Raw genomic sequence first — 22,895 nt, 5'->3', positions numbered from 1 at the left:
AACGGTCATCCTCCCCTCAGAAGAATAGGCTTGCTATTTAGTTTAAATCTAAATAAGCCAATTGGCCGCAAAGGTAACAATTATTAGAAAAAAGTCAAGACATATGAAAAATTGTTTGAAGCGGAGCGCTTAATGGATCAGTTCCAGCTGATTACTTCCTTCCCGTTTATGCAGCTGACAGAAGTAAAATCCCACCACTGTTCTTCCGTTTTCCTGGGATTCGGAGCGCAATGCCGGTTCCCCGATATTTGGATAATCGATACGTTCCAGCGTGACTAAACGTCCGTTCGCATAGAAATTCATTTTGTATTTCTCCAGGGGCATCATGACCAATGTCGAATTTCTGGTCAAATCCAGATAAGCATCCCATTGTGCCTGACTTCCGTCCTGACCCAGAAATAGTGCCTGCGCATAATATTTCTCTTTTTCGTAAACGAGCCTGGCTAATGCTTTTTCATCCTTCTCTTTTACAATACTGATGTATTGCTGATAAAAGGCCAGCACTTCTTTCTCCAGAGTTGCCGGATCTTCCTTCCTCAGGTCTTTACTTCCGGACCATGCCGTAAGGTCGTAAGGAACTTTGGCTTCAAATGTCCCCTCATAAACAGCCGTTGTTTTTCCTTTTTCGGTAAACTTCTTACCCTCTCCGCCAATTTCCAGAATAGTAAAAGGGTCAATCAGGGTCTTTACTCCTTCGCCTTCATATTTCAAGCCTTCAACGGTGATTTTTGCCAGGATATTTTCAGCTAAAGCCGGAAGTGGTAATCCGTTTTTGAAACCCGGATATAAGATCAGCTTAAAGTGTTGTTTCCCACTTTTCAGAATCAGATCATTAACCGGTGCACTGGTATTGAATGTGCCCGAAGCTTCTTCAAAATTCCGGACTACCGGAACGTCGTTAATGAATAAGCTGAAATTACAGGCAGCTACCTGAATTCCAAGCCTGTAATGGATGTTTTTATTCTTGAATTTCACCTCTTTGTATAAGTCGGGAATCGCAGGATTATTTTGTGCACAGGAAAGTAATGAACTGCTCATTAATAAACAAAGGAGTATTTTTCTCATCATCAATATTTGGTTTGTTAAGGTTGTTCTGGTTTGGATAGTACCATAAAAAGATAATCGCCCATCCGGTCATCAAACTTATCAAGAATAATATTGATTTTTTTGGATTTTATATCGCGTTCCAGCAATGTGAGCCCCGAGCTGATTTCATCCGCAGCTGAGAGATCTGTAAAAGATGAAATTCCTTCCCTGATTTCCGGGTCGAGGTACATTTCAGGTTTTCGTTTTCCTGCATAAAGAAACAAGTCTTGCAACTCGTCATGCACAACATACTTTTCGGTTTTAACCACCTCGAATCCTGCATCCGTACCATACTCCCATATTTTTGAGAAAGAGGGCATTTGGTTCATGGCCGCGGCCATCATCTTTGGAAAATAATGATGTAACCAGTAATTTCTCATTTGTTCGGAGGTCGCACTAAAGATCACCAGGTTTGATCCTGGTTTGAGCACTCTGTACAGCTCTTTTAAGGATTGTGCCAGGTCAATCCAATGGTGGATGGTTAAGGTGGCAATGGCTCCGTCAAAAGTATCCCCGGCAAAGTCAATCTTTTCTGCATATCCTTTTTTCCAGGCCACCGGATCACTGTTTTCAGCTGCAATCCTGAGCATTTGATCGGAAGGGTCTGTTCCATACATATTTAAGCCAGCCCTGGACAATTCAATGGTGTAGTTGCCTGTGCCACAACCGACATCAAGAATGTCTTTTCCGTTTTTAGGATTGATCAGTGCAATGAGCCGCTGTTTAATCAATGGATCTGCTGCTCTGGTTTTATTATAGGTTAGTCCGGTTTGATGGTATAAATCCATAGTTAGCTTAATAAACGTAGGTTCTGAATTTCTTATTATCCCATTAAAATTTCTCCTTCATTCCCAGGATGCCAAGGAGCCCGCCGGTATGGAGGGCAACTATTTTGTCCTGCGGTTTAAAGTAGTCTGTGGCAATAAGGTCTTCTATGGCAAAAAGCATTTTAGCGGTATAGACCGGATCGATCAGAATGCCCTGTTTACTCACAAAATCTTTCATGAAGCTGATGAGGGCTGGTTGGGTTTTGGCATAACCACCAAAATGGTAATTGGTATGGAGCACGAGTTGAGCTGTATTGCCGATATATTTAAAGATTTCATCTTCAATAAACTGGCCTCCTTTTAGTGCAGGAACGACATGAAGGGTTGTTTTTAGTCCCCGTTCCTGGATTCCTTTTAAAAGTCCTGCGGCTGTAGTGCCCGTTCCGGCAGCACAGAAAATATGGTCAATATCTCCGGGGAGTTCGGCAATGATTTCTGCACAACCTTGTACCGCTTCCGCGCTTGCGCCTCCTTCGTCAATAAAGAAGGCTTCAGGCTGTTCAGCAAAATGTTGTAGAAACAGTTGAGTCTTGTCTTTGTAGCTGGTTCTATCGGTAAAGATCAGGTTCATTCCGAAAAGCCGGCAGATCATGAGCATCTCATTTTCTACTTCTTCCCCACGTACAAAGGCTGATGATTTTAGTCCTGCTTTGGCAGCTGCAGCGGCTGTAGCGACAAGGTGATTAGAATAAGCGCCTCCAAAAGTAACCAGGTGGTGCTTATTCTCTTTAAAGGCTCTGGCTAGAAGGTATTTTAGTTTACGCCATTTATTTCCTGAGATGTAGGGATCAATTAAATCATCTCTTTTCATCCAGAATTGGGAAAGAATGGGATGTTTTAATTGTTGAAGCGGACTATAAATATCTGTAAACATGTTTACAAATATAAACGCCTTTTTCTAAGTAGATAACTTAAGGCTTGAAATAGATTTTTCTCAACAAATAAGGGAAAAAGTTCAAGATGATTTTAACGTTTTGAGTAAAGTTTTTCATAATCATGGAATTTAAGTTGTTAATCCTGATTCGTCACGGCCTTTGCTACCCGCTGTTTTATAAGCCTAAGCCTTGAAGAATTCACAAAAAATATAATTTGTGATTGGACTACGGGCTTATCAAAAAGCAGACCAATTTATTTTTTTTGAATTATGTAGTTGTTAAAGATTAGTTTTGCATAATGAAACCATCCTCGAAGGTGGCTTCTTCAATCATAAACAGAGATACATTTCATGGAAAATAGCAACAGTGTGCAGGAATTAGAAGAGCAGGATTTATACGAACATTTTAATATTGTTGTTGATAAAGGACAGTCTTTGTTAAGAATAGACAAATTTTTGATGGGACGCATGGAAAATGCTTCCCGTAACCGTATTCAAAATGCCATTGATGCTGGAAATGTGTTGGTTAACCAGGGGACTGTTAAGGCGAGCTATAAGGTAAAACCGGCAGATGAGATCTCTATTGTCTTCCCACATCCACCAAGAGACACCGAAGTTTATCCGGAAAATATCCCATTGGATATCGTTTATGAAGATGATGATTTGCTGGTTGTCAACAAGCCGGCAGGGATGGTGGTGCATCCTGGATTTAATAATTATACAGGTACACTGGTGAATGCCCTTGCCTACCATTTTGAAAAATTACCACAATTGCCAGGGAATGAAGGCCGGCCGGGTTTGGTTCACCGGATTGATAAAGATACTTCGGGTCTGTTGCTGATCAGTAAAAACGAGATCACCATGACCAAACTGGCAAAACAGTTTTTTGACCATACCATTACCCGTAAATATATCGCAATGGCCTGGGGCGATGTTCTGGAAGATGGAACCGTTACCGGTTATATCGGAAGGAGCGCGAAGAACAGAATTGTAATGGATGTGTATGATGATGAAGAAAAAGGTAAGTGGTCTGTAACACATTATTCGGTATTGGAGCGTTTAGGATATGTAACCTTAATTAGTTGTCAGCTGGAAACTGGCCGCACACACCAAATCAGAGCGCATATGCAACATATCGGACACCCTTTATTCAACGATGCCAATTATGGTGGAGATAAAATATTAAAAGGGACAACTTTCAATAAGTACAAACAGTTCGTTCAAAACTGTTTTCAGATGTTGCCACGTCAGGCTTTACATGCACAAACTTTAGGATTTATCCATCCGACTACTAAAGAGTACATGGAATTTGAGGCACCTTTGCCTCCTGATTTTGATTCGGTATTAAACAAATGGAGAAACTATATCGTTGAGCCGTCATAAATGCAACAGGAATATATTTTACATAATGATGAGTTTGTAGCGGCAAACCACCCTGTGATCGGGGTGCAGAACCGTGCATTCAGATATGGTGATGGCTTGTTTGAGTCTATGCGCATGGACAATGGGAAACTGAAATTTGCAGAGCAGCATGCAGACCGCCTCAGGGCAGGGATGAAAGCTCTGAAAATGGATGGCAGTAACCTGATGGACGAGTATTTTCTGAAACAGAAAACTGCAGAGCTCTGTAAAAAGAACAAATTGAAGGATCACATCCGTTTCCGCCTTTCCGTGTATAGGGAAGGGGAAGGTTTGTATACTCCGGATAGCAACAAATCAGGCTACGTCCTGGAAGCTGCTCCTTTAGCTCATCCTACCTATGAGCTGAACAAAAAAGGGCTTATTGTAGATGTTTATGACGAGCTTACCAAGCCGGTAAACAAACTCTCCAATTACAAAACGACAAATTCTTTGTTGTATGTAATGGCGGGTCTGTATAAGAAACAGCACAACCTGGATGAGGCTTTTATTTTAAACCAGCATGGCTTTCTATGTGAAAGCATCAGCTCTAATGTTTTTGTAGTCTATGATAAACAGATTTATACCCCTGCTTTGTCTGAAGGCTGCATTGCAGGCGTAATGCGTAGCGTGGTGATGAATATGGCCAAGAGCAATAACATCCCGCTTATTGAAGCGCAGATCAATCCTGAAGTGCTTAAGGAAGCAGAAGAGGTATTTATCACGAATGCAACAGGCGGGATCAGATGGGTGATGGGTTATGGAAGGAAACGTTATTTTAACGAGATCTCCAAAGACTTAAGTGCCAGGCTCAATGCGATAACCTCTTAGGAATTCTTCAGTTGTCATTCTTTTCTTTCCTTCGTATTGCAGGTCGGTGAGTTTGATGAAGCCATCCTTTGCTGCGAATTTAATAAAGGTTTTGCCATCCGATAAGAAACCTCCGGCCGAAATGCCCGGCTCTTTTTCTTCCAGCTCGGCGCCGAATACCTTGAGTGTTTTATCGTTGAGCTTCGTAAATGCGGTAGGATAAGGACTTAGTCCGCGGATCAGGTTATAGATTTTCCTTGCCGGCTGATTCCAGTCGATCAGACAAAAATCCTTGAAGATTTTAGGCGCGTGTTTCAGCTCATCATGCTGAGGTTGCGGTTGCTCTTCATAATTCCCTTCCTCAATTGCTTTTACAGTCTTCACCAGGAGTCCTGCGCCTACGTTCATGAGCTGATCATGGAGTTCGCCTGCAGTTTCCGCTTCGCCAATGTTTACGCGCTCAGAGAAGATCACATCGCCTGTATCTATTTCATGTTTCAGGAAAAATGTGGTGACCCCACTTTCTTTTTCTCCGTTGATGATGGCATGGTTGATGGGAGCAGCCCCACGGTATTGCGGCAATAAGGAGCCATGGAGGTTAATCGTTCCTTTAGCGGGCATATCCCATACGATTTCCGGTAACATGCGGAAGGCAACCACCACTTGTAAATCGGCATTCAATGCCTTTAATTGCGCAATAAATTCCGGATCTTTTAGTTTCAGGGGTTGCAACACCGTTAAGCCTTTTGCAACAGCATACTGCTTTACTGCACTTTCCTGTAGCTTCTGACCTCTTCCTGCAGGCTTATCGGCGGCAGTAACCACACCTACTACATCAAATCCTGCTTCCACCAAAGCATTTAAAGAAGCCACTGCAAAATCGGGGGTACCCATAAAAACTAATCTCATCATCCGTTGTTTTAGATAACAAAATAACTAAAAATTTCACGCATATTTTATCGAATTGTATGGTGGAGACACTGGAAGCGCTCAAATCAACCGGATTGGTCTATGTAACCGACAGCAAACCTGGGATATACAGAAAGGGGAAGCCTGGTCAGTTTCGTTATGAAGATAAAGACGGAAATACCCTGAAAGACAAAGATGACCTGGACAGGATTAAAAAGCTGGTGCTTCCGCCGGCATGGACAGAGGTATGGATTTCCCCGAAGCAAAATGGGTATTTGCAGGCAACAGGAATTGATGTGGCCGGAAGAAAACAATACCGTTACCATACCGAGTGGACTTCCAGACGTTCCGACAGCAAGTATTTCAGGCTGCTGGATTTTGGGAAAGCATTGCCCGCTGCAAGAAAAAGAATGACCTCCGACCTGAGACGTAAAGATTTTGATGAGCGGAAAGTGCTGGCAATCTGTATAGAATTTATGCAGAAAACTTTAATCAGGATCGGCAATGAGTCGTATAAACAACTTTATGGAAGCTATGGCCTGAGTACTTTGCGGAATAAGCATGTAAAGATCAATGGAAATCACCTGGTTTTGAGTTTTGTTGGGAAAAAAGGGGTTCAACAAGAATTGAATCTCAATGACCGCAGTCTGTCCAGGTTATTGAGAAAATGCAAAGATATTCCTGGTCAGGACTTATTTCAATTTTATGCTGATGGAAATGAACGGAAGCCAATTGATTCCGGCATGATTAACAATTATATCAAAGAGATCACAGGAGGTGATTTTAGCGCCAAAGACTTCCGGACCTGGGGAGGAACTTTGGAAGCCCTCCGGCAGCTGGCCGTCTGTGGGACTGGTGCTGATGAAGAAAAATCCAGGAAAAAAATCATTATTGAAGTTCTGGATTGCGTGGCATCCAGATTAGGAAACACCAGGGCGGTATGCAAAAGTTCTTACGTATATCCTTTGTTGCTGGAGGCTTTCGAGCAGGGGGAGCTCACAAAATACCTGAAGAAAATCAATATTGAACCGGCTGATACTTTAGCAGGAATGAAAAACGATGAAAAGGTATTGATGTCATTTTTAAAAAATACCCGGAAAAAAAAGAAGCCCTGAGCTCAGCTCAGGGCCGGAGTTATTCTTTAGGTGCCTTTTTTATCGGATGGACGGGTTGTTCTCCCTGCTCTCTCTTTTTAGCCGGATTTTCAAAATTGGCTTCCTCTTTCCGGTAGTCTTTATCTTCTGGTTTCTTTACTGCCTTATCTCCGGCAGGAACCTTATCCTTAGGGCTTTCTTCCAGGTAATTGCTGCCTGGTTTGTCGCTTTTCTTTTTGGGTCCGCTGTTCATGGGCATCCTTTCTTTAAGGATACAACAAGTACTGCTGACGCATTGTTTTATACTTCCTTAGTCCAGGCTCCCAGCTGGCACGAATTTCTTTTTCTGATTTGCCAGCAATGATCTGTTGTTTCAGAGCGTAGTCTCCCGAAAGCTTATCAAAATTCCCCATCTGGGTGCTGAGCTTAAAGTTGAAAAAATCTGCTTTATTGGGATAAGCGTTATACAATTCTATTAACCAGTTCAAGTTTAATGCTTTGTCTTTGCGGATTCTTGCCACATCGTAAGCTCTTAAATCCAGGCCATAACAGGCTTTGTTCTGGTGTAAAGGTGTTTCGGCCATTCCTTTGATGCTTTTAGGCGTAAAGCTGAAGTCGTATTTTCCTTTTAATGCCGGTGCACCCAATACCGTGAATGGAAATAAGGTACCACGTCCCTGGCTTAGGTAAGTTCCTTCAAAAAGGCATAGCGTTGGGTAAAGCAAAATGGATTGTTGCGTATTCAGGTTTGGTGATGGTTTCACCGGAAGGTCATAAGGTAGGTCATGGTTATAGTTTTCTACCGTAATGATCTTGATTTTACATTTTACCCTGTTCTTTAGCCAGCCTTCACCATTGAGCATTTGGGCGTATTCTCCAACGGTCAGTCCATGAACGATAGGGATGGCCTGTAAGCCTATTCCCGAAACGAGTTTTGGATCCAGGATCGGACCGTCAATATAGAAACCGTTGGGGTTGGGCCGGTCGAGGATCAGTACTTCTTTGTTTTCTGCCGCACAGGCCTCCATCACATGTTGCAGGGTATTGATATAGGTGTAAAAACGAACCCCAACATCCTGAATGTCAAAGATCATCAGGTCTACATCTGCCAGGTCTTCTTTGGTAGGCGTAGAATGTTTACCATATAGGGAAACGGCTTTAATCCCTGTTTTTGCATCTACCGCATCGTTTACATGGATACCTGCACTGGCATCACCGCGAAAACCATGTTCCGGTCCAAATATTTTCACAATGTTTACACCCAGTTTCAACAGGCTGTCTACAGACGTTTCTTTTCCTATCACAGAGGTTGGATTGACCACCATTCCAATGCGCTTACCTTTCAGGTAAGGCAGGTATTTTTCTGTTTGTTCGGCTCCGGTACGGATGGGGTTTTCCGGAACTTTTGAGGTCTTCGTTTCTTTGACTACCTCATTATTTATTGTTGGATGAGCAGTAACAGCGGTACGGGAAGCACAGGCCTGAAGACTAAAAGTCAGCAATACAGCCTGGAAAATATAAGCGGGTAATCGTTTCATGAAGGAACCTTTTTTTATAATTATCACTTTAAATCAAAATCAATTGAGCATTTTTGCTAAGTTACCATTTATAGCAAAAGATTGAATACAGAATATTTCATAGCAGGGCGGATAGCCATTAAATCTGAGCGTACTTTTTCTAAGCTGATTGTTCGTATCGCCATAGCTGGTGTGATGCTCAGTCTGGCCGTAATGATCCTGTCTGTTGGTATCATTAACGGTTTTAAAACGGAGATTCAGGAAAAGGTCAGGGGGTATCTGGGAGATGTGCGCATCTTTAAGTTCGACCTGAACAATTCTTTTGAAATGACGCCATTCGTTCCGGAGGCGGAAACCATTAATGGTCTTAAAAATAATAAGGATGTGGAGTATTACCAGCCTTATGCCACCAAACCCGCGATTATTTCTGTGAATGATGAGGTAGAGGGGGTTAATTTTAAGGGAATAGACAAAACCTTCAACTGGAAATACATCAGCGAACATCTGCTGACGGGCAGGGTAATCAATTTTACCGATAGTGCTCAGGCCATGAAAGAAATCATGATCTCTCAGTTTACTGCAAACCGGCTGAAACTGAAAAGCGGTGATTCTTTTATCATGAATTTTGTGCAGAATCCACCCCGAAGCAGGAAGTTTACCGTCGTGGGTATTTACAGTGTTGGCGTAGAAGAGATTGATAAAGGCTTTGTGCTGGGTGATCTGAATGTGATCCGCAGGTTAAACAACTGGTCGCCGGATGAAATCGGAGCCATAGAAATCAGAATTAAAGACTTTGCTAAACTCAAACTCGTTGCTGCCGACCTGTATAAGGACCTGGAAGTAAACCTTAAATCGGAATCCGTTTCTGAATTTTTTCCTGCGATCTTTACCTGGTTGTCGCTGCTGGATGTCAATACAAGAGTTTTACTCATTCTGATGATGATTGTGGGGGTGATCAATATGATTACGGCCCTGCTGATCATGATCCTGGAAAGAACCAATATGATTGGTATGCTGAAAGCCTTTGGGATGACTGATTTTGGAGTGATGAAAATTTTCCTTTACAATGCCATTTATCTGGTTGGGATAGGCTTGTTATTAGGGAATCTCCTGGGTCTTGGATTGGCTTTTTTACAACAGTATACCCATCTGTTTAAACTGGACCAGGGTTCTTATTATTTGTCTTATGTACCTATACAGCTTCATTTTTCTGAAGTATTGCTGTTAAATATCTGTACAGTGCTCATCTGTTTTGTGGTATTAACTTTGCCATCTTTACTGGTCAGTAAAATCTCCCCTCTTAAGGCCATCAGGTTTAAATAGCTTATTATAACTCATCAGCACATGAAAACTACAAAAGCAGAGCAGAAGTCAAGTGTTTTTAGTCTGCTAAAGCCATACAAGGGAATGATCCTTTTATTGATCTTCCTGGCCTTGCTGAGCAATGGGGTGAACCTTTTACTCCCTAAAATCATTGCGAACAGCATCGATGCCTATACTGCCGGAAGCTTTGAAATCCGGTTGATATTTATAGAATTTGGAATCGCAATCCTCATTATATTCCTGTTTACTTACCTGCAGAGTGTGGTTCAGACCTATGCTTCCGAGCGGGTGGCCCGGGACCTGAGAATGCGGCTTTCCGATCAGATTTCCCGTCAGAGTCATGTGTACATTGAAAAGGCTAACCCTTCGAAATTGCTCACCAATCTGACTACCGATGTAGATGCCATAAAATCCTTTGTGTCGCAAGCGATTGTATCCATTTCTTCTTCCATTTTCATTATAATTGGTGCCAGCATCCTGCTGCTCAGCCTGAACTGGAAACTTGCTTTGGCTGTAATTGCGATCGTTCCCATTATAGGAACCTCCTTTTACCTGGTACTGAGTAAAGTTAAACCACTGTTTAAGAAAAGCAGGGAAGTGATCGACTGGCTCAATAAGGTCATCAATGAAAGTATTTTAGGTGCGGCGATTATCCGGGTCATCAATTCCCAACAGCTGGAGTATGATAAGTTCCTCTCTGCGAATACTCAGGCAAAGGAACTTGGTTTATCGATTCTGAAGTTATTTGCCGGTTTAATCCCGTTCATCATTTTTATCGCCAATATGGCCGCTTTGACGATCCTCGCCTTAGGTGGTCATTTTGTGATCCAGGGGACCATGTCGTTGGGTGAATTTGCTGCTTTTAACAGTTATCTGAGTATTCTGATTTTCCCGATCCTGGTGATTGGTTTCATGAGCAACGTGATTGCCCAGGCCAGCACCTCTTATCAACGGATTGAAGGAGTCTTGAACATCGCTGAAGTCCCATCTGAAAGACCAGTAAGCAGCCCGTTAAAAGGAGAACTGGAACTGAAAGAAGTCTGTCTTTCGTACGGACAAAAACCTGCGTTGAAAAATATTTCCTTTACTTTAAAAGCAGGATCCAAAACAGCAATTATCGGCCCTACTGCGGCAGGGAAATCGCAGCTGCTGTACATCCTTACCGGTCTGATCAACCCGGAATCCGGAGCGGTCTTATTTGACGGTCACGACATCAACAGTTATAACCAGGAAGCTTTCCACCAACAGGTAGGTTTTGTGTTTCAGGACAGCATCATTTTTAATATGAGCATCCGGGAAAATATTGCATTCAGTGATACGGTTACTGATCAATCCCTGGAAAAGGCAATTGAAACTGCCGAACTGAATGATTTCATTGCCGGACTTCCGGATCAGCTGAATACCATCGTTTCTGAAAGGGGATCTAACCTTTCAGGCGGACAAAAACAGCGCATTATGCTGGCCAGGGCCTTGGCACTAAATCCAAAAGTTTTGCTGCTGGATGATTTTACTTCCCGCGTAGACCACAATACAGAAAAGAGGATCTTAGAAAATGTACAACGTAATTATCCTGGCATTACCTTACTTTCTGTGACGCAAAAAGTAGCCGCTGTAGCACATTACGATAAGGTAATTGTCTTGATGCAGGGCGAGATCGTAGCCCAGGGAACACATGCGGAGCTGATGAAAAGCAGCCCTGAGTATGTACAGATTTATACTTCACAACAGAGCACAAGCAATTATGAATTACAATCTTAACCAGGATAGTGCCGGGAAGGAGAAACCATCTACTTATCAGGCTCTAAAGAAGCTGATACAACTGATCAGTAACGAAAAGAGAAACCTGTGGATTGCTTCAGGAACTATCCTCATCAATTCCGGTCTGTTGCTACTGGGACCGTTATTAATCGGACACACTATTGATACCTATGTACGGACCAAACAATACCATGGTGTATTGGTATTTGCAGGTATTTTACTGGGAATGTACCTGATTGCTTTTTGCACGGGATACCTGCAGACAAAACTGATGGGTGGGGTGGGGCAACGGATGCTTTATACCCTTCGAAATGCCATCTTCAATAAATTGCAGGAATTGCCGGTGGCCTTTTTTAATGAAAATAAAGCCGGAGACCTGATCTCCAGGGTAAACAGCGATACGGATAAAATCAATAATTTTTTCTCCCAGTCGCTGATGCAGTTTATCGGAAGTATTGTAACGATGACCGGGGCAGGGATTTTCTTGCTGCTGATCAATTTTAAGCTTGGTGCTGCGGCATTGGGCCCTGCTGTGCTGATCCTGCTTTTTACAGCACTGGTTTCTCCATGGGTGAAAAGAAGAAATGCGGCCAATTTAAAGAGCGTAGGAGGGATGAGTGCCGAGATTCAGGAAAGCCTGAATAACTTTAAAGTGATCATTGCCTTTAACCGCAGAGATTATTTCAGAAAGCGCTTTGATGAGGCCAACCAGAATAATTACCGTACTGCAATAGGTGCCGGACTGGCCAATAACATCTTAATGCCAGTGTATGGTTTGCTGTCAAGTATGGCGCAACTGATTGTTTTACTGTTTGGAATATACCTGATTTCCACAGGAGAGTTTACAATTGGTCTGTTGGTGAGTTACCTGTCTTATGCGACTAACTTTTATAATCCACTCCGACAACTGGCGGCTTTATGGGCGAGTTTTCAGGTGGCCATGGCAGGTTGGGACAGGATCTCACAGATCCTATCCATGGAAAACGATTTGCCTTTACTAAAAGACAATGTGGAAACCTCCGGCTCATTACTGGAATTCAGGAATGTGCATTTCTCCTATACCGCCGGAAAGGAAATTCTGCATCACATTAATTTCAGTCTGGAAAAAGGAAAAACATATGCACTGATTGGCCCTACGGGAGGGGGGAAAACAACAACGGCTTCTTTGATTGCCAGGTTGTATGATGCCACTGAAGGGACAGTTTTGCTTGGGGGAAAAGACATCCGTTCGTATACAGATGAGGAAAGAAGTAATAAGATTGGGTTTATCTTACAGGAACCTTTTCTATTTAGCGGAACGGTGAAGGACAATATCCTGTATGGAAATGCGAAGTACAAAGATTATTCAAACGCTGAGTTGGAAGAAGTGATCAAAGCGGCAAACCTGGAAGCCCTGCTGGCCATATTCGATGAAGGACTGGAAACCCCGGTGACCTCAGGATCAGACAACATCAGCCTTGGGCAGAAACAACTGATTGCCTTTATGAGGGCTGTGCTGCGCAATCCGGAATTGTTGATTCTGGATGAGGCCACGGCAAATATAGATACGATTACCGAGCAATTGCTCGGTAAGATTCTAAAGAAATTATCTAAGGATACGACGCTTGTGATCATTGCCCACCGACTGAATACAATTGAGAATGCCGATGAAATCTTTTTTGTGAACTCGGGAGAGGTGCTCAGAGCAGGGACTTTAGACCATGCAATGGACATGCTGTTAAAGGGAAAGAGAAAAAGCTAACCGCCCACCTGCATAGATTAATTCCAGTCCTTTCTCTTTTTTAATTCAGTGATGTGCGCCAGGTGATGTTCACCATGCCAGGCATAGATGCTTGTATTCTCATCGAGGAACACTTTGTTCCCATGTGCAGGGTGTACAAAGCTGCGCTGCAGTTCTGCGGCAGACAGGCTGCTGAGTAATTTCACCCAACGCTGGTGTAATCCTTCCAGCAGGATCAGACTTGGGCTGATCTCCAGGGTTTTACTATCTGCAAGTTCCGCCCATAGTTCCTCATGGTAAGGTTTAATCGTTGGATTGTCTTCTGTTAATGCCAATTTAAACCTGCAAAGGGCATTCATATGACTATCAGCACAATGGTGTACTACTTGCCTTATGGTCCAGCCATCTGGCCGGTAAGGAGTATCCAGTTGTTCATCAGTCAGGCTTATGACGGCTTCTTTAAGATTTCCCGGAAAGGCAGCGATCTTTTGGATATAGCTTTGCATGAGCTCTTGCGTAATTAAAGTCGGTTTTTCATGCTGCCCTATAGGGTATTTAAGTTTTTCAAGTTCTTCAGTCATCGGGATTTATGTTTTGATTTCTTTTTTTGTCCAGGCCAGGACTTTTACGCCCGGTGAATAACGGATCAGGTCTGGAGTACGGCTGTCCAGATTAAAACCGTTAACATGGTAATTGATCCGGATTTTTTTTAGCGCTACTTCAGCAACCTGCCATTCCAGATGATGGATTTCATATCTGAAAAGTTTTTCCTCCCGATCAAGATAAAGGCAATACCGCTCTGTAAGCCAGAGGTCCAGCTTGCTTTTTAGGGTTATAAAATCTTTAACCTCAAACTCAATATCCAGGTTAAAGCCCTTCAGGTCATTCTGCGAGCGGTAAATGTCTTTGCTACGGCTGATTACTGCTTTCTCATAGGGTAGTCCTGATAGCTGTTTGGCAATCCATACCGACAAATGCTTTTGCGCTTCTATATTCAGAAAATAGACTCCGGGCTTTCCTTCCACCAGTACATAGGTTCTCAGGTTAATTTCGTGAAAATCAGAGATGAAAGCCAGGGGAGGAAGCCCTGCCGGACTAATTTTCTGCATGGTAAATGGAACCAGAGAAATCCAGGCCTCATTTTCAAAGCGGTCTAATTCGAGTCCTTCCGGAATGAGCGGTTTTAAAAGTTCCGCTGGCACCTTCCAATGAAAGAACAATACCTCATTCCATTCCTGGTAATATTTCCAATCTCCGGAGGGGATTTCCCATGGACGGTGAGCAGTTTCCTTCAGCAGGTGCTGAAGATCTGTTGAAATGTAGGCCTGATGCCAGTTTTTAATCATTTAGAACAGCTTTTACAGGCAATTAGGCAAGACAATTTGAAAACCCTACAGACCTCAATTAAATATTACGTAAATTTGCAGAATTATATACTAATAAGGAAACTGTGTCATTAGAGAAATTAAAACTAAGCAAGCAACTGGTAACAGCAATGACTGATGCCGGATATATATCCGCAAAAGAGATTCAGGCAAAAACAATGTCAAGAATTCTTGGCGGACAGGATATCATTGCTGTTGGTCCTGAAGGTTCAGGTAAAACAACGAATTATGTGCTTGGGGTCCTGATGCGCTTTAAATATACTGCGGATGAAGCACCGAAAGTTTTGATCCTTGTTCCGACTAAGGAAAAAGTATTGGAAGTTATTGCCGAATTCGAGAAGCTGAACAGAAATAAAAACCTTCGCATCATGGGCCTTTACGGAACCGGTGGGACAGAACAGGATGTCCTGGATCTGGTAGACGGAGTAGATATCGTAGTGGCTTTGCCAACGCGTGCACGTGCAATTTATCTGAAGCTTGGTTTAAACATGAGCAAACTGCAAATGTTTATTGTAGATGATGCAGAAGTAATTGTAAAACAGGGAATGCAGCTTCCGGTTTGTGAACTGGCAAGAAGTGCGGGCAAATGTCAACACCTGATTTTTACCACTGTTGTTCATGAAAAACTGAACAATATGATTGATCAGTTCCTGAACTTTCCAACAACCTTAGAAGTAGAAGATCTTGGCGAGAGTCAGGCCAATACCCATGAACTGATTTTATATCCTGTCCCTAACTTTAAAACAAAAATCAACCTGCTGAACCTTCTTTTAAGAGATGATGAGGTATTTGATAAGGTGGTTGTATTTGTAAACACCCGCTTAACTGCCCAAAAGCTAGGAAAAAGCTTACATTCAGCCAGACCTGGTGCAGTTTCGGTATTGAACCCTTTGTTCTTTGATGAAGAAGGTTTTGATCATATCGAAGATTTCAAGGAAACTCCGGAAGCAAGGGTCCTGATCGTTGCGAATGAAGGTGCCGGTACATTAGATCTGTCTGGTATTCCTTTCCTGTTCCACTTTGAAGTTCCGGAACAAAAAGAAACCTTCTTATCCAGAATTGTAAAAACCAATGAGGAAGAAGTGGTTGCCATTACCTTCTCTACGGATATGGAACTGGTAGAAGTGAAAAAGATTGAGCAGTCTATCGGAAAGAAAATAGCACTGATGGAATTGCCTGAAGACCTGGTAATTGATAAAGTAATCAAATCTAAAGGCGGAATAGACAAAAGCAGGATTGTTAAAGAGAAGAATGTGGCACCTCAGGGTGGAGGTGCGTACCATGAGAAGAAAGAAAGCAATACCAAAGACTATAACTATGGCATTGGTCAAAAAGCCAAAATGACCATGAAGAAGAAACACGGATAAACCGGGATCACCATACATAAAGTTTAGAATAGATCTTTGGTCCTGATCCGGTATACATCAGATTGATCTGATCGGCCAGGTATTCTTTGTTTACCAAAAACTTATAATTGTATGCCCCCGGGGCGATGTATAAATGGCAGGTCCACCTGCCATTTTCTTTTACCATTGGTATCGGTTTCCAGTTTGAAAAATCACCAATCAGGGAGAGTTCCTCAGCGCCCTCAAAATCATTCATTTTAAACGTCACGATCTGATCTTTTTGCTTCCCAAAGAGGGTGGCAATATAATTTTCAGGGTCGCTTTGCAGCACTGATCTGAAACAGGTATCACTTTCGGAAATTCTGCCGTCACGGCGATAGGCCACGCCAAGCCAGGTATGGATGTCCGTCCGTCTGGGATCATAATTGCTCAGGCATTCCAGTAATTGGATGGCATCAGCGGTATTTCCCCTGGCTATTGCCTGTTCTGCGAGGTTCAGAACCTCGTTATTTTTAAAATTGTACTTTCCAGGAAAGTTCAGCCTAAGGTCTTTGTAGGTCGATATCACAGCTGTTATCCCTCCCTCCTGGTATTTTTTAAGCAGCGGTTCTTTTAAACCCATTGGGAAATAGCGTTGCATATCCTGGTGGTGTTTACCCTTTTTCAATTCCGATGCTAAAGTAATCACTGCCGGGCTACTGAAATCATTTTTATAATAAAGATGAATTGTCTTCTTTCCCAGATTTGTGGCCATGGAGTAGTTCGAGATCAGGTTACCTGGTTCCTTCTGACTCGTTTTTTGGAGGATATTGGTGATGTCATTTAATCCATACGGTTTCAGTTCAGTGATGGATTGCATAGCGGCATCCCTTCGCCAGCAGTTTTCATGGTAACCATCTTTGATGCTGTAGTTCGTTAATGCGAAGTTTGTGGTTTTTCGGCGGATAACATAGCTGCCATGTACCGTTGCATAATCACCGCTGGCATCAGCGATAAACAATTGCGCTCCGCTGAGCCGGATTAAGTTAAAGCGGGAGAGGTATTTCAATGCTTCATTTACCGTTTTACATTGTTTCAGCAGGTCAGTCACCACTTCTTCTTCCCGGTCTTTTTTGCGGGGATCGCGTATGGCCGGAATTTCATCAATGGCAGTATAATCCATAAAAAGCCCGGACTCATTCATTCCTCCCTGCGGATTTTTATACCCTATACGGTTTAGTTTCTCATCGGCGTAAAGCTCTGTCCATAGCATATAGCCATGGGCCTTTTTGAAGGCAGGATAATACCATAGACGGTAGGTAAGGGAAGGTAATTCATCCTCATTATTACCAACCCAGACCTGTTTCCCGTCGTTCGTTATGAATATTGTACAAGCATAGTTGCTGCCAATACTGCTAAAAAATATGATGCTGAAAATAAAATGATAAAAACGGTATTTCATACAAAGGTTTCGGGTATTTGTGTTTGCAAAAGTACCCGAAACCTTCATTTGTGCTGTTCGGATTTATCCATCCGAACATGTTTTTATGTCGTTCTTTGCTGTTTTACATATGCACTGGGCGAAATTCCTGCATATTTTTTGAAGGCTGTATTAAAGGTCGTCTTGGAATTAAATCCGGAAGCGAAAGCAATGCCTAGCATATTTAATTCCTCTACCCGGTTAGAGCTGAGCAGTTGCCTGGCTTCTTCCACGCGAAGCCTGTTGATGAAATGGTAAAAGTTCCCCTCAGTGAGTCTGTTGATCAGGTAAGATGTATCATGGATACTGATTTCCAATTGATCTGCCAGCATAGGCAAGCTGAGGTTGTTGTCCAGAAAGAGCCTTTCTTTAGTCATCAGTTCATTTAATTTTGCGGAGAGCAGGGCAAACTGCTGATCGTTCAGTCTTTCTGTTTTCTGAAGCTGATCTTTGGCCGGGCTTTCCAGGAACGTTGAAATGTCCTTCAGGTCTTTTTTATTAAAAGCGAAAACTGTCCTTTGTCTGATGGAAAAATAGGCAAGAAAGAAGATGGATGCAGTGTAAATAATGGGCATAACGCCAATCAGGAAAGGTATACCAAAAAGTGTATCATTGATCCAAAAGATTAAGATGACCGTTAAAATGAGCAGGAAATTGCTTAGCCAGTTCAGGTCTATTTCCTGAATGGAGGCGGTAATTTTCCTGAGATTCTTTTTATGTCTGAGGAGCAGGAGGTAAGAAAGGCAGAGGTAGAGCAACAATTGAAAAGGCAATATATCGCGGAATAAAAAGCTGGTATTTCCGATTTCGAAAAGCTTTGCCTTCATAAAAATGGCGTGATCACCGGCAAAGACAACCTGTAAAAAGAGAAAGATCAGAAAAGGCACAAAATGAATCCAATCCTTTTTACTCAGCACTTTGACTGGATTGATGAAAAATTGTGTGCTCAGGAACAGGCTGGGCGGGAGTATAAATTGCAAGCCATTGATCCATTGAATGAAGCCTGGATGCGATTCCCCTATTTCTGTATGGTTCAGGTAAATGCCCAGAAAAGCACTGCCCATAATAGACACAAACAAGGCCAGCCATTTATTGGCTGTCAGGTTTTCTCTCAGGGGATGGAAAAAGAGTAAAAAACTAAGCAGGAAAGATGCTCCTGCGGAAAAGCACATAAAAAAAGCATTCATATGCAGTTATTGGTTTAAACCTTTTTGGCTTCATTCCAGTAAACGTCCATTTCAGCAAGGGTCATGTCTTGTAACGCTTTCCCGTTTTCCTTTGCTTTGGTTTCCAGATACTGGAAACGTTTGATGAACTTTTTATTGGTTTTCTCCAGGGCATTCTCCGGATTGATATTGATAAAACGCGCATAGTTGATCAGTGAGAAAAGAAGATCTCCAAATTCACCTTCTGCCTTTTCTACATCTATTGCAGTATGGTCAGTGGTATTGAATTCATTTTTAAACTCCTGAAGTTCTTCTTCTACTTTTTCCCAAACCTGGGTTTTATCCTCCCAGTCAAAACCAACACCTCTGGCTTTTTCCTGGATCCTGCTTGCTTTAACAAGGGATGGTAAACCTGCAGGAACTCCTGCCAATACTGATTTATTTCCTTCTTTAAGTTTGATCTGTTCCCAGTTGCGTTTTACATCGTTCTCATCCTGAACCTCTACATCACCGTAGATATGCGGGTGACGGTTAATGAGCTTATCGCAAACTCCGTTCAGTACATCAACAATGGTGAAATCGTTCGTTTCTGAGGCAATTCTTGCATAGAATACCAGGTGCATCATGACATCGCCAAGCTCTTTTTTTACTTCTTCCAGGTCGCCTTCAAGAATGGCATCCGACAATTCATAGGTTTCTTCAATCGTCAGATGGCGAAGGCTTTCCATCGTTTGTTTCTTATCCCATGGGCAGTCGGTCCGAAGGGTATCAAGAACGGTTAATAAGCGGAGAAAAGCAGCAGAAGGATCGGAAGCAGTTAATGGGGCGATGTGATTAGGCATTTTACGTATTATTTTATGACGTTAAAGGTAATCATCATTGTGGTTAAAAAAAGAACAATCAGGCCGGATAAAAAGATCATGTCGGCTATTTTTTCCAACCGGTCGTTACTGCCCTGTTTTTTCCGCATAGAGAGAAAGGAAAGAATGCAGCTCGTCATAAACAGGATAATTGCCAGGGCGGTGGTTTCATCAATGAGGGTCACATCCTGCATCTTTGAAACCTTGATCGAGGTCAGTACGATAAAGCACAATCCCAGCAAATTTGCCGAGGTACTAAGGATATGGGGGGACCTGTTTTCGCGCATACAATTACTCTTGTTCTTCCAGCTGGATATTTTTGGTAATCCGGTATACCTTTCTCTTTTTATGTGGCTTATCTTCACCACCCAGAAGAATGCCCCATGGTTTTAGGGAATCAACACGGTCAAAGATGATCTTTAGCATGGCCAGATATGGGATACAAAGGAACATTCCTGAAATTCCCCAGACCATTTCACCAACGACAATTCCAATGAAGGCAAATAAAGCATTGATTTTTACTTTTGAACCGACTACCAATGGCATCAGGATATTTCCATCAATAGCATGGACTGCGGCATAGGCAATCACTACCAGGAGTACTTTTGCTGCACCTGCGGTGGCAAAGGTAATCAGCACACTGATGAGCAGGGCACTGAAGATTCCGATATAAGGAATGATGTTAAAAATACCTGCAATTAAGCCTAATAGCACCGAATATTTTACACCAAGTGCCCAGAGAACCAGCATCATCATTAAGGTCACAATCACCATTTGTAAGAACAGTCCGGTGATGTATTTTTTGATGATGTATTGAATGCGTCTTACAATTTCACTCACTTTTTCAGTATGTTCTTCTTCGAATACGGAGGTCAGGAAGCTGAACAATACCTTGCGGTAATTGAGCAGAAAAAAGGTGAAGAGTAACAAGAAAAATAAGAATAACAGGGTAGAGGAAAGCGTCAGTAAAGTAGCTCCCAGTACCGTTGCACTGGTGGATAATGCTTTTGAAGCACCATCTTTAACATATTCAATCTGTTTTTGTGCATTTACCCCAAAGCTAGAAGAGATCCAATGCTGAAGGTCATGAAAAGAGGTTTCCCCTTGTTTCTTCAGCAAGGGCCAGTCTTGCCACAGATCAGTGAGCTGGTTGGCCAGAAAGTAAAGGATACTGGAAATTACAGCAATCATCAGGATGACTGATACGATCGAAGCCAGACTTCTCTTAAAACGCCATTTTTGCTCCAGAAAATTAGCCATTGGCAATAATAATACTGCAAGCAGGAATGAAGTCAGCAATGGAGCAAGGAGCGTTTGCCCTAAAATAGCAAGGTAGCCTACACAGATGATGGAAAATAATACCATCGCTAACTTGGTGTTAAAAGGTTGTGAGGAAAGGTTCTTCATCGTTGTTTCCGGGTTTTAATTTAGATGTAATTTACACATAAAGACAAATGCCCTGCCAAATATTATTCAGCAGGGCATTTTTATTTTGAGGATATTCCTTTGCCGGAACATGGGATTGGTTTATTTCCAGTCACTTGCCTGATCCAGAATCGCGATATCTTCGATGTTTAATTTTAACGCAGCTGCTTTTTTCAGGTCTTCCAGCTGATTCAGGCTCGTTACGCTGGCAATTGGAGCCGTTACCGAAGGACGTGCAATCAGCCAGGCCAGGGCCACGCTTGCAGGAGAAGCATTATACTGCTCAGAAACTTCATCCAATGCTTTCAATATTTTAAATCCTCTGGGATTCAGATATTGTTTTATTCCACCGCCCCGCTGACTTTTATTTAAGTCAGCCTCCGAACGGTACTTTCCAGTTAAGAAACCACTAGCCAGCGCATAATAATTGATCACACCAAGCTGATATTCCTTTACCACCTGCTCCAACTCTTTTTCATAACCCTCACGGGCATATAAATTATATTCCGGCTGGAAGGTCTGGTATTTTGGAAGGCTCAGCCTTTGTGCAGTATCCAATGATTCTTTTAAACGTGCTGCGGAATAATTGGAAGCACCAATCCAACGGATTTTACCTGCTTTGATGAGTTGATCGTAAGCTTCCAGTGTTTCTTCAATTGGCGTAGCCGGGTCGTCATAGTGCGACTGATAAAGGTCTATATAATCTGTTTTTAACCTTTTTAGTGAGTTTTCTACCGATTCCAGAATATTTTTCTTCGAAAGTGACTTTCCATTTCCAAGGTCTGCACCTGCTTTTGTGGCAATAATCACTTCGCTTCTGTTTTTTCTTTCCGCCAGCCAATTGCCAATGATCGTCTCTGATTCTCCTCCTTCATTTCCGGGTTTCCACCTGGAATATACATCGGCAGTATCTATAAAGTTGAAGCCGGCTTCTGTAAAGCCATCTAGTATTTCGAATGATTTAGCCTGATCTATTGTCCAGCCAAAAACGTTACCACCAAAGGTGATCGGGTATACAAATAAGTCTGAATTGCCTAATTTTCTTTTTTCCATTTTGTAGCTATATGATGATGTTGGGAACGTAGGATGATTAACAACACCGGGATGATTTTGTTCCACAATATCTAGCTTCTTACTGGAAAATAGGAAGAAAAACAGGAATTAAACATTTCGCTGACTTTTCTGAATATTTTGGCGGCTTTCCTGAATATTTTCCCAACTCCGGAACGGGGGATGGAATTGTAAACCCGGTTGATTACAACTTTGTCCCTCTCAGCATTTCCCTTTTTCCGGGTGCTCCGGGAAGTTTTTCAATGCTGAAGCCATTGGCTTTTAAGGCACGTTTCAATTTTCCGGTGATCGCATAGGTCACAAAAGTGCCACCTGGTTTAAGGAAACTGCAGGTATGTGCAATGATTTCATCAGACCACATTTCGGGTTGATGCTGTACCGAAAAAGCATCAAAATAAATCAGGTCGAACTGCGGCGGACTTTGAAACTGATCGAGCGTAGTATGTGGAATGAACAACTGCTGATCCGGGAAAAGTGATACCGGCGCTTTTAAAGCGGAAAGGTAATTTGTTTCCAGGCTATTCCAGATTTCTTCGGGTACGTACTGATCATATCCGGTAGATTTCAGCTCTGCTGTTTCCAGAGGAAAAGCCTCAATCCCGGTATAATTAAGCTGCAGTTTTTCTGACACGGCATGAGCAAGGCTGAGCAGGAAATTAAGTCCGGTGCCGAACCCGATTTCCAGAATGGCAATGTCGTTTCTTCCGGCAGCTACGTGTTTCAGACCTGCATCAATAAATACATGTTTGCTTTCCTGTAAAGCGCCGTGTTTGGAGTGGTAATGTTCGCCAATCGTTTCGTTGTATAAGGTATTCGAGCCGTCGGCAGTTATGGTTATTTTATTCATTTTTAAAGATGAACCGCAAG

General features: G+C 42.5%; 22 protein-coding genes. 7 read left to right on the top strand and 15 right to left on the bottom strand.

The annotated features are described in order from the left end of the window. Positions 1-129: 129 nt before the first annotated feature. The 3 genes from BUC20_RS23485 to BUC20_RS23475 are packed head-to-tail and all read right to left on the bottom strand — an operon-like array spanning position 130 to position 2,787. Positions 130-1,068: a hypothetical protein gene (locus BUC20_RS23485; RefSeq protein WP_143166889.1), complete on the bottom strand. Its 939-nt coding sequence runs from the start codon at positions 1,066-1,068 to the stop codon at positions 130-132. Positions 1,069-1,082: 14 nt separating this feature from the next. Continuing rightward, entirely contained in the window at positions 1,083-1,874 is a 792-nt protein-coding gene (locus BUC20_RS23480; protein WP_073233654.1) for a class I SAM-dependent methyltransferase, read from the bottom strand. Positions 1,875-1,917: 43 nt separating this feature from the next. Further along, positions 1,918-2,787 (bottom strand): 1-aminocyclopropane-1-carboxylate deaminase/D-cysteine desulfhydrase, encoded by an 870-nt coding sequence (locus BUC20_RS23475; RefSeq protein WP_073233652.1) that lies wholly within the window; start codon positions 2,785-2,787, stop codon positions 1,918-1,920. A gap of 351 nt (positions 2,788-3,138) precedes the next feature. Here BUC20_RS23475 and BUC20_RS23470 point away from each other — a divergent pair, with 351 nt between their 5' ends. Continuing rightward, positions 3,139-4,170 (top strand): RluA family pseudouridine synthase, encoded by a 1,032-nt coding sequence (locus BUC20_RS23470; RefSeq protein WP_073233650.1) that lies wholly within the window; start codon positions 3,139-3,141, stop codon positions 4,168-4,170. Further along, positions 4,171-5,016 carry an aminotransferase class IV gene (locus BUC20_RS23465; RefSeq protein WP_073233648.1) on the top strand — a complete coding sequence of 282 codons (846 nt, stop codon included), beginning with the start codon at positions 4,171-4,173 and terminating at the stop codon, positions 5,014-5,016. It begins immediately after the preceding gene. Here the strand turns inward: BUC20_RS23465 and fmt are convergent. Next, the gene (gene fmt / locus BUC20_RS23460; RefSeq protein ID WP_073233646.1) at positions 4,984-5,904 is read right to left on the bottom strand and encodes a methionyl-tRNA formyltransferase; all 921 of its coding nucleotides are present in this window, start codon (positions 5,902-5,904) and stop codon (positions 4,984-4,986) included. The two genes, BUC20_RS23465 and fmt, sit on opposite strands and share 33 nt — an antisense overlap. A gap of 59 nt (positions 5,905-5,963) precedes the next feature. On the opposite strand from fmt, the gene BUC20_RS23455 reads away from it, so the two are divergent. Further along, positions 5,964-7,019 (top strand): DNA topoisomerase IB, encoded by a 1,056-nt coding sequence (locus BUC20_RS23455; protein ID WP_073233644.1) that lies wholly within the window; start codon positions 5,964-5,966, stop codon positions 7,017-7,019. Positions 7,020-7,038: 19 nt separating this feature from the next. Here the strand turns inward: BUC20_RS23455 and BUC20_RS23450 are convergent, their stop codons facing one another. Together BUC20_RS23450 and BUC20_RS23445 are read right to left on the bottom strand one after the other, a co-directional pair. Next, a complete protein-coding gene (locus tag BUC20_RS23450; protein WP_073234062.1) occupies positions 7,039-7,251 on the bottom strand; it encodes a hypothetical protein in 213 nt (70 codons plus the stop codon). A 13-nt stretch (positions 7,252-7,264) separates the two neighbouring features. Further along, positions 7,265-8,536 (bottom strand): exo-beta-N-acetylmuramidase NamZ family protein, encoded by a 1,272-nt coding sequence (locus BUC20_RS23445; protein ID WP_073233642.1) that lies wholly within the window; start codon positions 8,534-8,536, stop codon positions 7,265-7,267. A gap of 81 nt (positions 8,537-8,617) precedes the next feature. Here BUC20_RS23445 and BUC20_RS23440 point away from each other — a divergent pair, with 81 nt between their 5' ends. Genes BUC20_RS23440 through BUC20_RS23430 form a run of 3 tightly spaced genes read left to right on the top strand, consistent with a single transcriptional unit; the run spans position 8,618 to position 13,337 of the window. Beyond that, a complete protein-coding gene (locus BUC20_RS23440; RefSeq protein WP_073233640.1) occupies positions 8,618-9,838 on the top strand; it encodes an ABC transporter permease in 1,221 nt (406 codons plus the stop codon). A 21-nt stretch (positions 9,839-9,859) separates the two neighbouring features. Beyond that, a complete protein-coding gene (locus tag BUC20_RS23435) occupies positions 9,860-11,596 on the top strand; it encodes an ABC transporter ATP-binding protein (RefSeq protein ID WP_073233638.1) in 1,737 nt (578 codons plus the stop codon). Further along, the gene (locus BUC20_RS23430; RefSeq protein ID WP_073233636.1) at positions 11,580-13,337 is read left to right on the top strand and encodes an ABC transporter ATP-binding protein; all 1,758 of its coding nucleotides are present in this window, start codon (positions 11,580-11,582) and stop codon (positions 13,335-13,337) included. The genes BUC20_RS23435 and BUC20_RS23430 overlap by 17 nt, the downstream gene beginning before the upstream one ends. A gap of 17 nt (positions 13,338-13,354) precedes the next feature. Here BUC20_RS23430 and BUC20_RS23425 read toward each other — a convergent pair whose 3' ends face one another. Together BUC20_RS23425 and BUC20_RS23420 are read right to left on the bottom strand one after the other, a co-directional pair. Further along, positions 13,355-13,897: a YfiT family bacillithiol transferase gene (locus BUC20_RS23425; protein ID WP_073233634.1), complete on the bottom strand. Its 543-nt coding sequence runs from the start codon at positions 13,895-13,897 to the stop codon at positions 13,355-13,357. Between the two features lie 6 nt (positions 13,898-13,903). After that, positions 13,904-14,662: a YqjF family protein gene (locus tag BUC20_RS23420; RefSeq protein WP_073233632.1), complete on the bottom strand. Its 759-nt coding sequence runs from the start codon at positions 14,660-14,662 to the stop codon at positions 13,904-13,906. Between the two features lie 104 nt (positions 14,663-14,766). On the opposite strand from BUC20_RS23420, the gene BUC20_RS23415 reads away from it, so the two are divergent. Further along, a complete protein-coding gene (locus BUC20_RS23415; RefSeq protein ID WP_073233630.1) occupies positions 14,767-16,068 on the top strand; it encodes a DEAD/DEAH box helicase in 1,302 nt (433 codons plus the stop codon). Between the two features lie 7 nt (positions 16,069-16,075). Here BUC20_RS23415 and BUC20_RS23410 read toward each other — a convergent pair whose 3' ends face one another. From BUC20_RS23410 to mnmD, 7 genes are all read right to left on the bottom strand, one after another. Continuing rightward, positions 16,076-17,488 carry a carcinine hydrolase/isopenicillin-N N-acyltransferase family protein gene (locus tag BUC20_RS23410; protein WP_073233628.1) on the bottom strand — a complete coding sequence of 471 codons (1,413 nt, stop codon included), beginning with the start codon at positions 17,486-17,488 and terminating at the stop codon, positions 16,076-16,078. A gap of 83 nt (positions 17,489-17,571) precedes the next feature. Next, a complete protein-coding gene (locus BUC20_RS23405; RefSeq protein WP_073233626.1) occupies positions 17,572-18,693 on the bottom strand; it encodes a helix-turn-helix domain-containing protein in 1,122 nt (373 codons plus the stop codon). 14 nt (positions 18,694-18,707) lie between these two features. Next, on the bottom strand, positions 18,708-19,514 hold the full coding sequence (mazG, locus tag BUC20_RS23400) for a nucleoside triphosphate pyrophosphohydrolase (protein ID WP_073233624.1): 807 nt from the start codon (positions 19,512-19,514) through the stop codon (positions 18,708-18,710). 8 nt (positions 19,515-19,522) lie between these two features. Continuing rightward, positions 19,523-19,819: a hypothetical protein gene (locus BUC20_RS23395; protein WP_073233622.1), complete on the bottom strand. Its 297-nt coding sequence runs from the start codon at positions 19,817-19,819 to the stop codon at positions 19,523-19,525. A 4-nt stretch (positions 19,820-19,823) separates the two neighbouring features. Continuing rightward, entirely contained in the window at positions 19,824-20,939 is a 1,116-nt protein-coding gene (locus tag BUC20_RS23390; RefSeq protein ID WP_073233620.1) for an AI-2E family transporter, read from the bottom strand. Positions 20,940-21,059: 120 nt separating this feature from the next. Then, positions 21,060-22,010, bottom strand: a complete 951-nt coding sequence (locus tag BUC20_RS23385) for an aldo/keto reductase (RefSeq protein ID WP_073233618.1) — start codon at positions 22,008-22,010, stop codon at positions 21,060-21,062. A gap of 202 nt (positions 22,011-22,212) precedes the next feature. Further along, a complete protein-coding gene (gene mnmD / locus BUC20_RS23380) occupies positions 22,213-22,875 on the bottom strand; it encodes a tRNA (5-methylaminomethyl-2-thiouridine)(34)-methyltransferase MnmC2 (protein ID WP_073233616.1) in 663 nt (220 codons plus the stop codon). Positions 22,876-22,895 lie beyond the last annotated feature (20 nt).

The organism is Pedobacter caeni (assembly GCF_900129215.1).
Taxonomy (GTDB): domain Bacteria; phylum Bacteroidota; class Bacteroidia; order Sphingobacteriales; family Sphingobacteriaceae; genus Pedobacter; species Pedobacter caeni.
The sequence above is the reverse complement of the archived record's forward strand: the minus strand, read 5'-3'. Positions and strand labels throughout refer to the sequence as shown.

What these genes read in the sequence shown, in the direction of transcription:
- BUC20_RS23435 (WP_073233638.1), top strand. Translation starts at nt 9,860, where the DNA reads ATGAAAACTACAAAAGCAGAGCAGAAGTCAAGTGTTTTTAGTCTGCTA.
- BUC20_RS23425 (WP_073233634.1), bottom strand. Translation starts at nt 13,897, where the DNA reads ATGACTGAAGAACTTGAAAAACTTAAATACCCTATAGGGCAGCATGAA.
- BUC20_RS23465 (WP_073233648.1), top strand. Translation starts at nt 4,171, where the DNA reads ATGCAACAGGAATATATTTTACATAATGATGAGTTTGTAGCGGCAAAC.
- BUC20_RS23450 (WP_073234062.1), bottom strand. Translation starts at nt 7,251, where the DNA reads ATGAACAGCGGACCCAAAAAGAAAAGCGACAAACCAGGCAGCAATTAC.
- BUC20_RS23445 (WP_073233642.1), bottom strand. Translation starts at nt 8,536, where the DNA reads ATGAAACGATTACCCGCTTATATTTTCCAGGCTGTATTGCTGACTTTT.
- BUC20_RS23420 (WP_073233632.1), bottom strand. Translation starts at nt 14,662, where the DNA reads ATGATTAAAAACTGGCATCAGGCCTACATTTCAACAGATCTTCAGCAC.
- mnmD (WP_073233616.1), bottom strand. Translation starts at nt 22,875, where the DNA reads ATGAATAAAATAACCATAACTGCCGACGGCTCGAATACCTTATACAAC.
- BUC20_RS23475 (WP_073233652.1), bottom strand. Translation starts at nt 2,787, where the DNA reads ATGTTTACAGATATTTATAGTCCGCTTCAACAATTAAAACATCCCATT.
- mazG (WP_073233624.1), bottom strand. Translation starts at nt 19,514, where the DNA reads ATGCCTAATCACATCGCCCCATTAACTGCTTCCGATCCTTCTGCTGCT.
- BUC20_RS23390 (WP_073233620.1), bottom strand. Translation starts at nt 20,939, where the DNA reads ATGAAGAACCTTTCCTCACAACCTTTTAACACCAAGTTAGCGATGGTA.
- BUC20_RS23455 (WP_073233644.1), top strand. Translation starts at nt 5,964, where the DNA reads ATGGTGGAGACACTGGAAGCGCTCAAATCAACCGGATTGGTCTATGTA.
- BUC20_RS23410 (WP_073233628.1), bottom strand. Translation starts at nt 17,488, where the DNA reads ATGAAATACCGTTTTTATCATTTTATTTTCAGCATCATATTTTTTAGC.
- BUC20_RS23480 (WP_073233654.1), bottom strand. Translation starts at nt 1,874, where the DNA reads ATGGATTTATACCATCAAACCGGACTAACCTATAATAAAACCAGAGCA.
- BUC20_RS23395 (WP_073233622.1), bottom strand. Translation starts at nt 19,819, where the DNA reads ATGCGCGAAAACAGGTCCCCCCATATCCTTAGTACCTCGGCAAATTTG.
- BUC20_RS23470 (WP_073233650.1), top strand. Translation starts at nt 3,139, where the DNA reads ATGGAAAATAGCAACAGTGTGCAGGAATTAGAAGAGCAGGATTTATAC.
- BUC20_RS23485 (WP_143166889.1), bottom strand. Translation starts at nt 1,068, where the DNA reads ATGATGAGAAAAATACTCCTTTGTTTATTAATGAGCAGTTCATTACTT.
- fmt (WP_073233646.1), bottom strand. Translation starts at nt 5,904, where the DNA reads ATGAGATTAGTTTTTATGGGTACCCCCGATTTTGCAGTGGCTTCTTTA.
- BUC20_RS23385 (WP_073233618.1), bottom strand. Translation starts at nt 22,010, where the DNA reads ATGGAAAAAAGAAAATTAGGCAATTCAGACTTATTTGTATACCCGATC.
- BUC20_RS23405 (WP_073233626.1), bottom strand. Translation starts at nt 18,693, where the DNA reads ATGAATGCTTTTTTTATGTGCTTTTCCGCAGGAGCATCTTTCCTGCTT.
- BUC20_RS23430 (WP_073233636.1), top strand. Translation starts at nt 11,580, where the DNA reads ATGAATTACAATCTTAACCAGGATAGTGCCGGGAAGGAGAAACCATCT.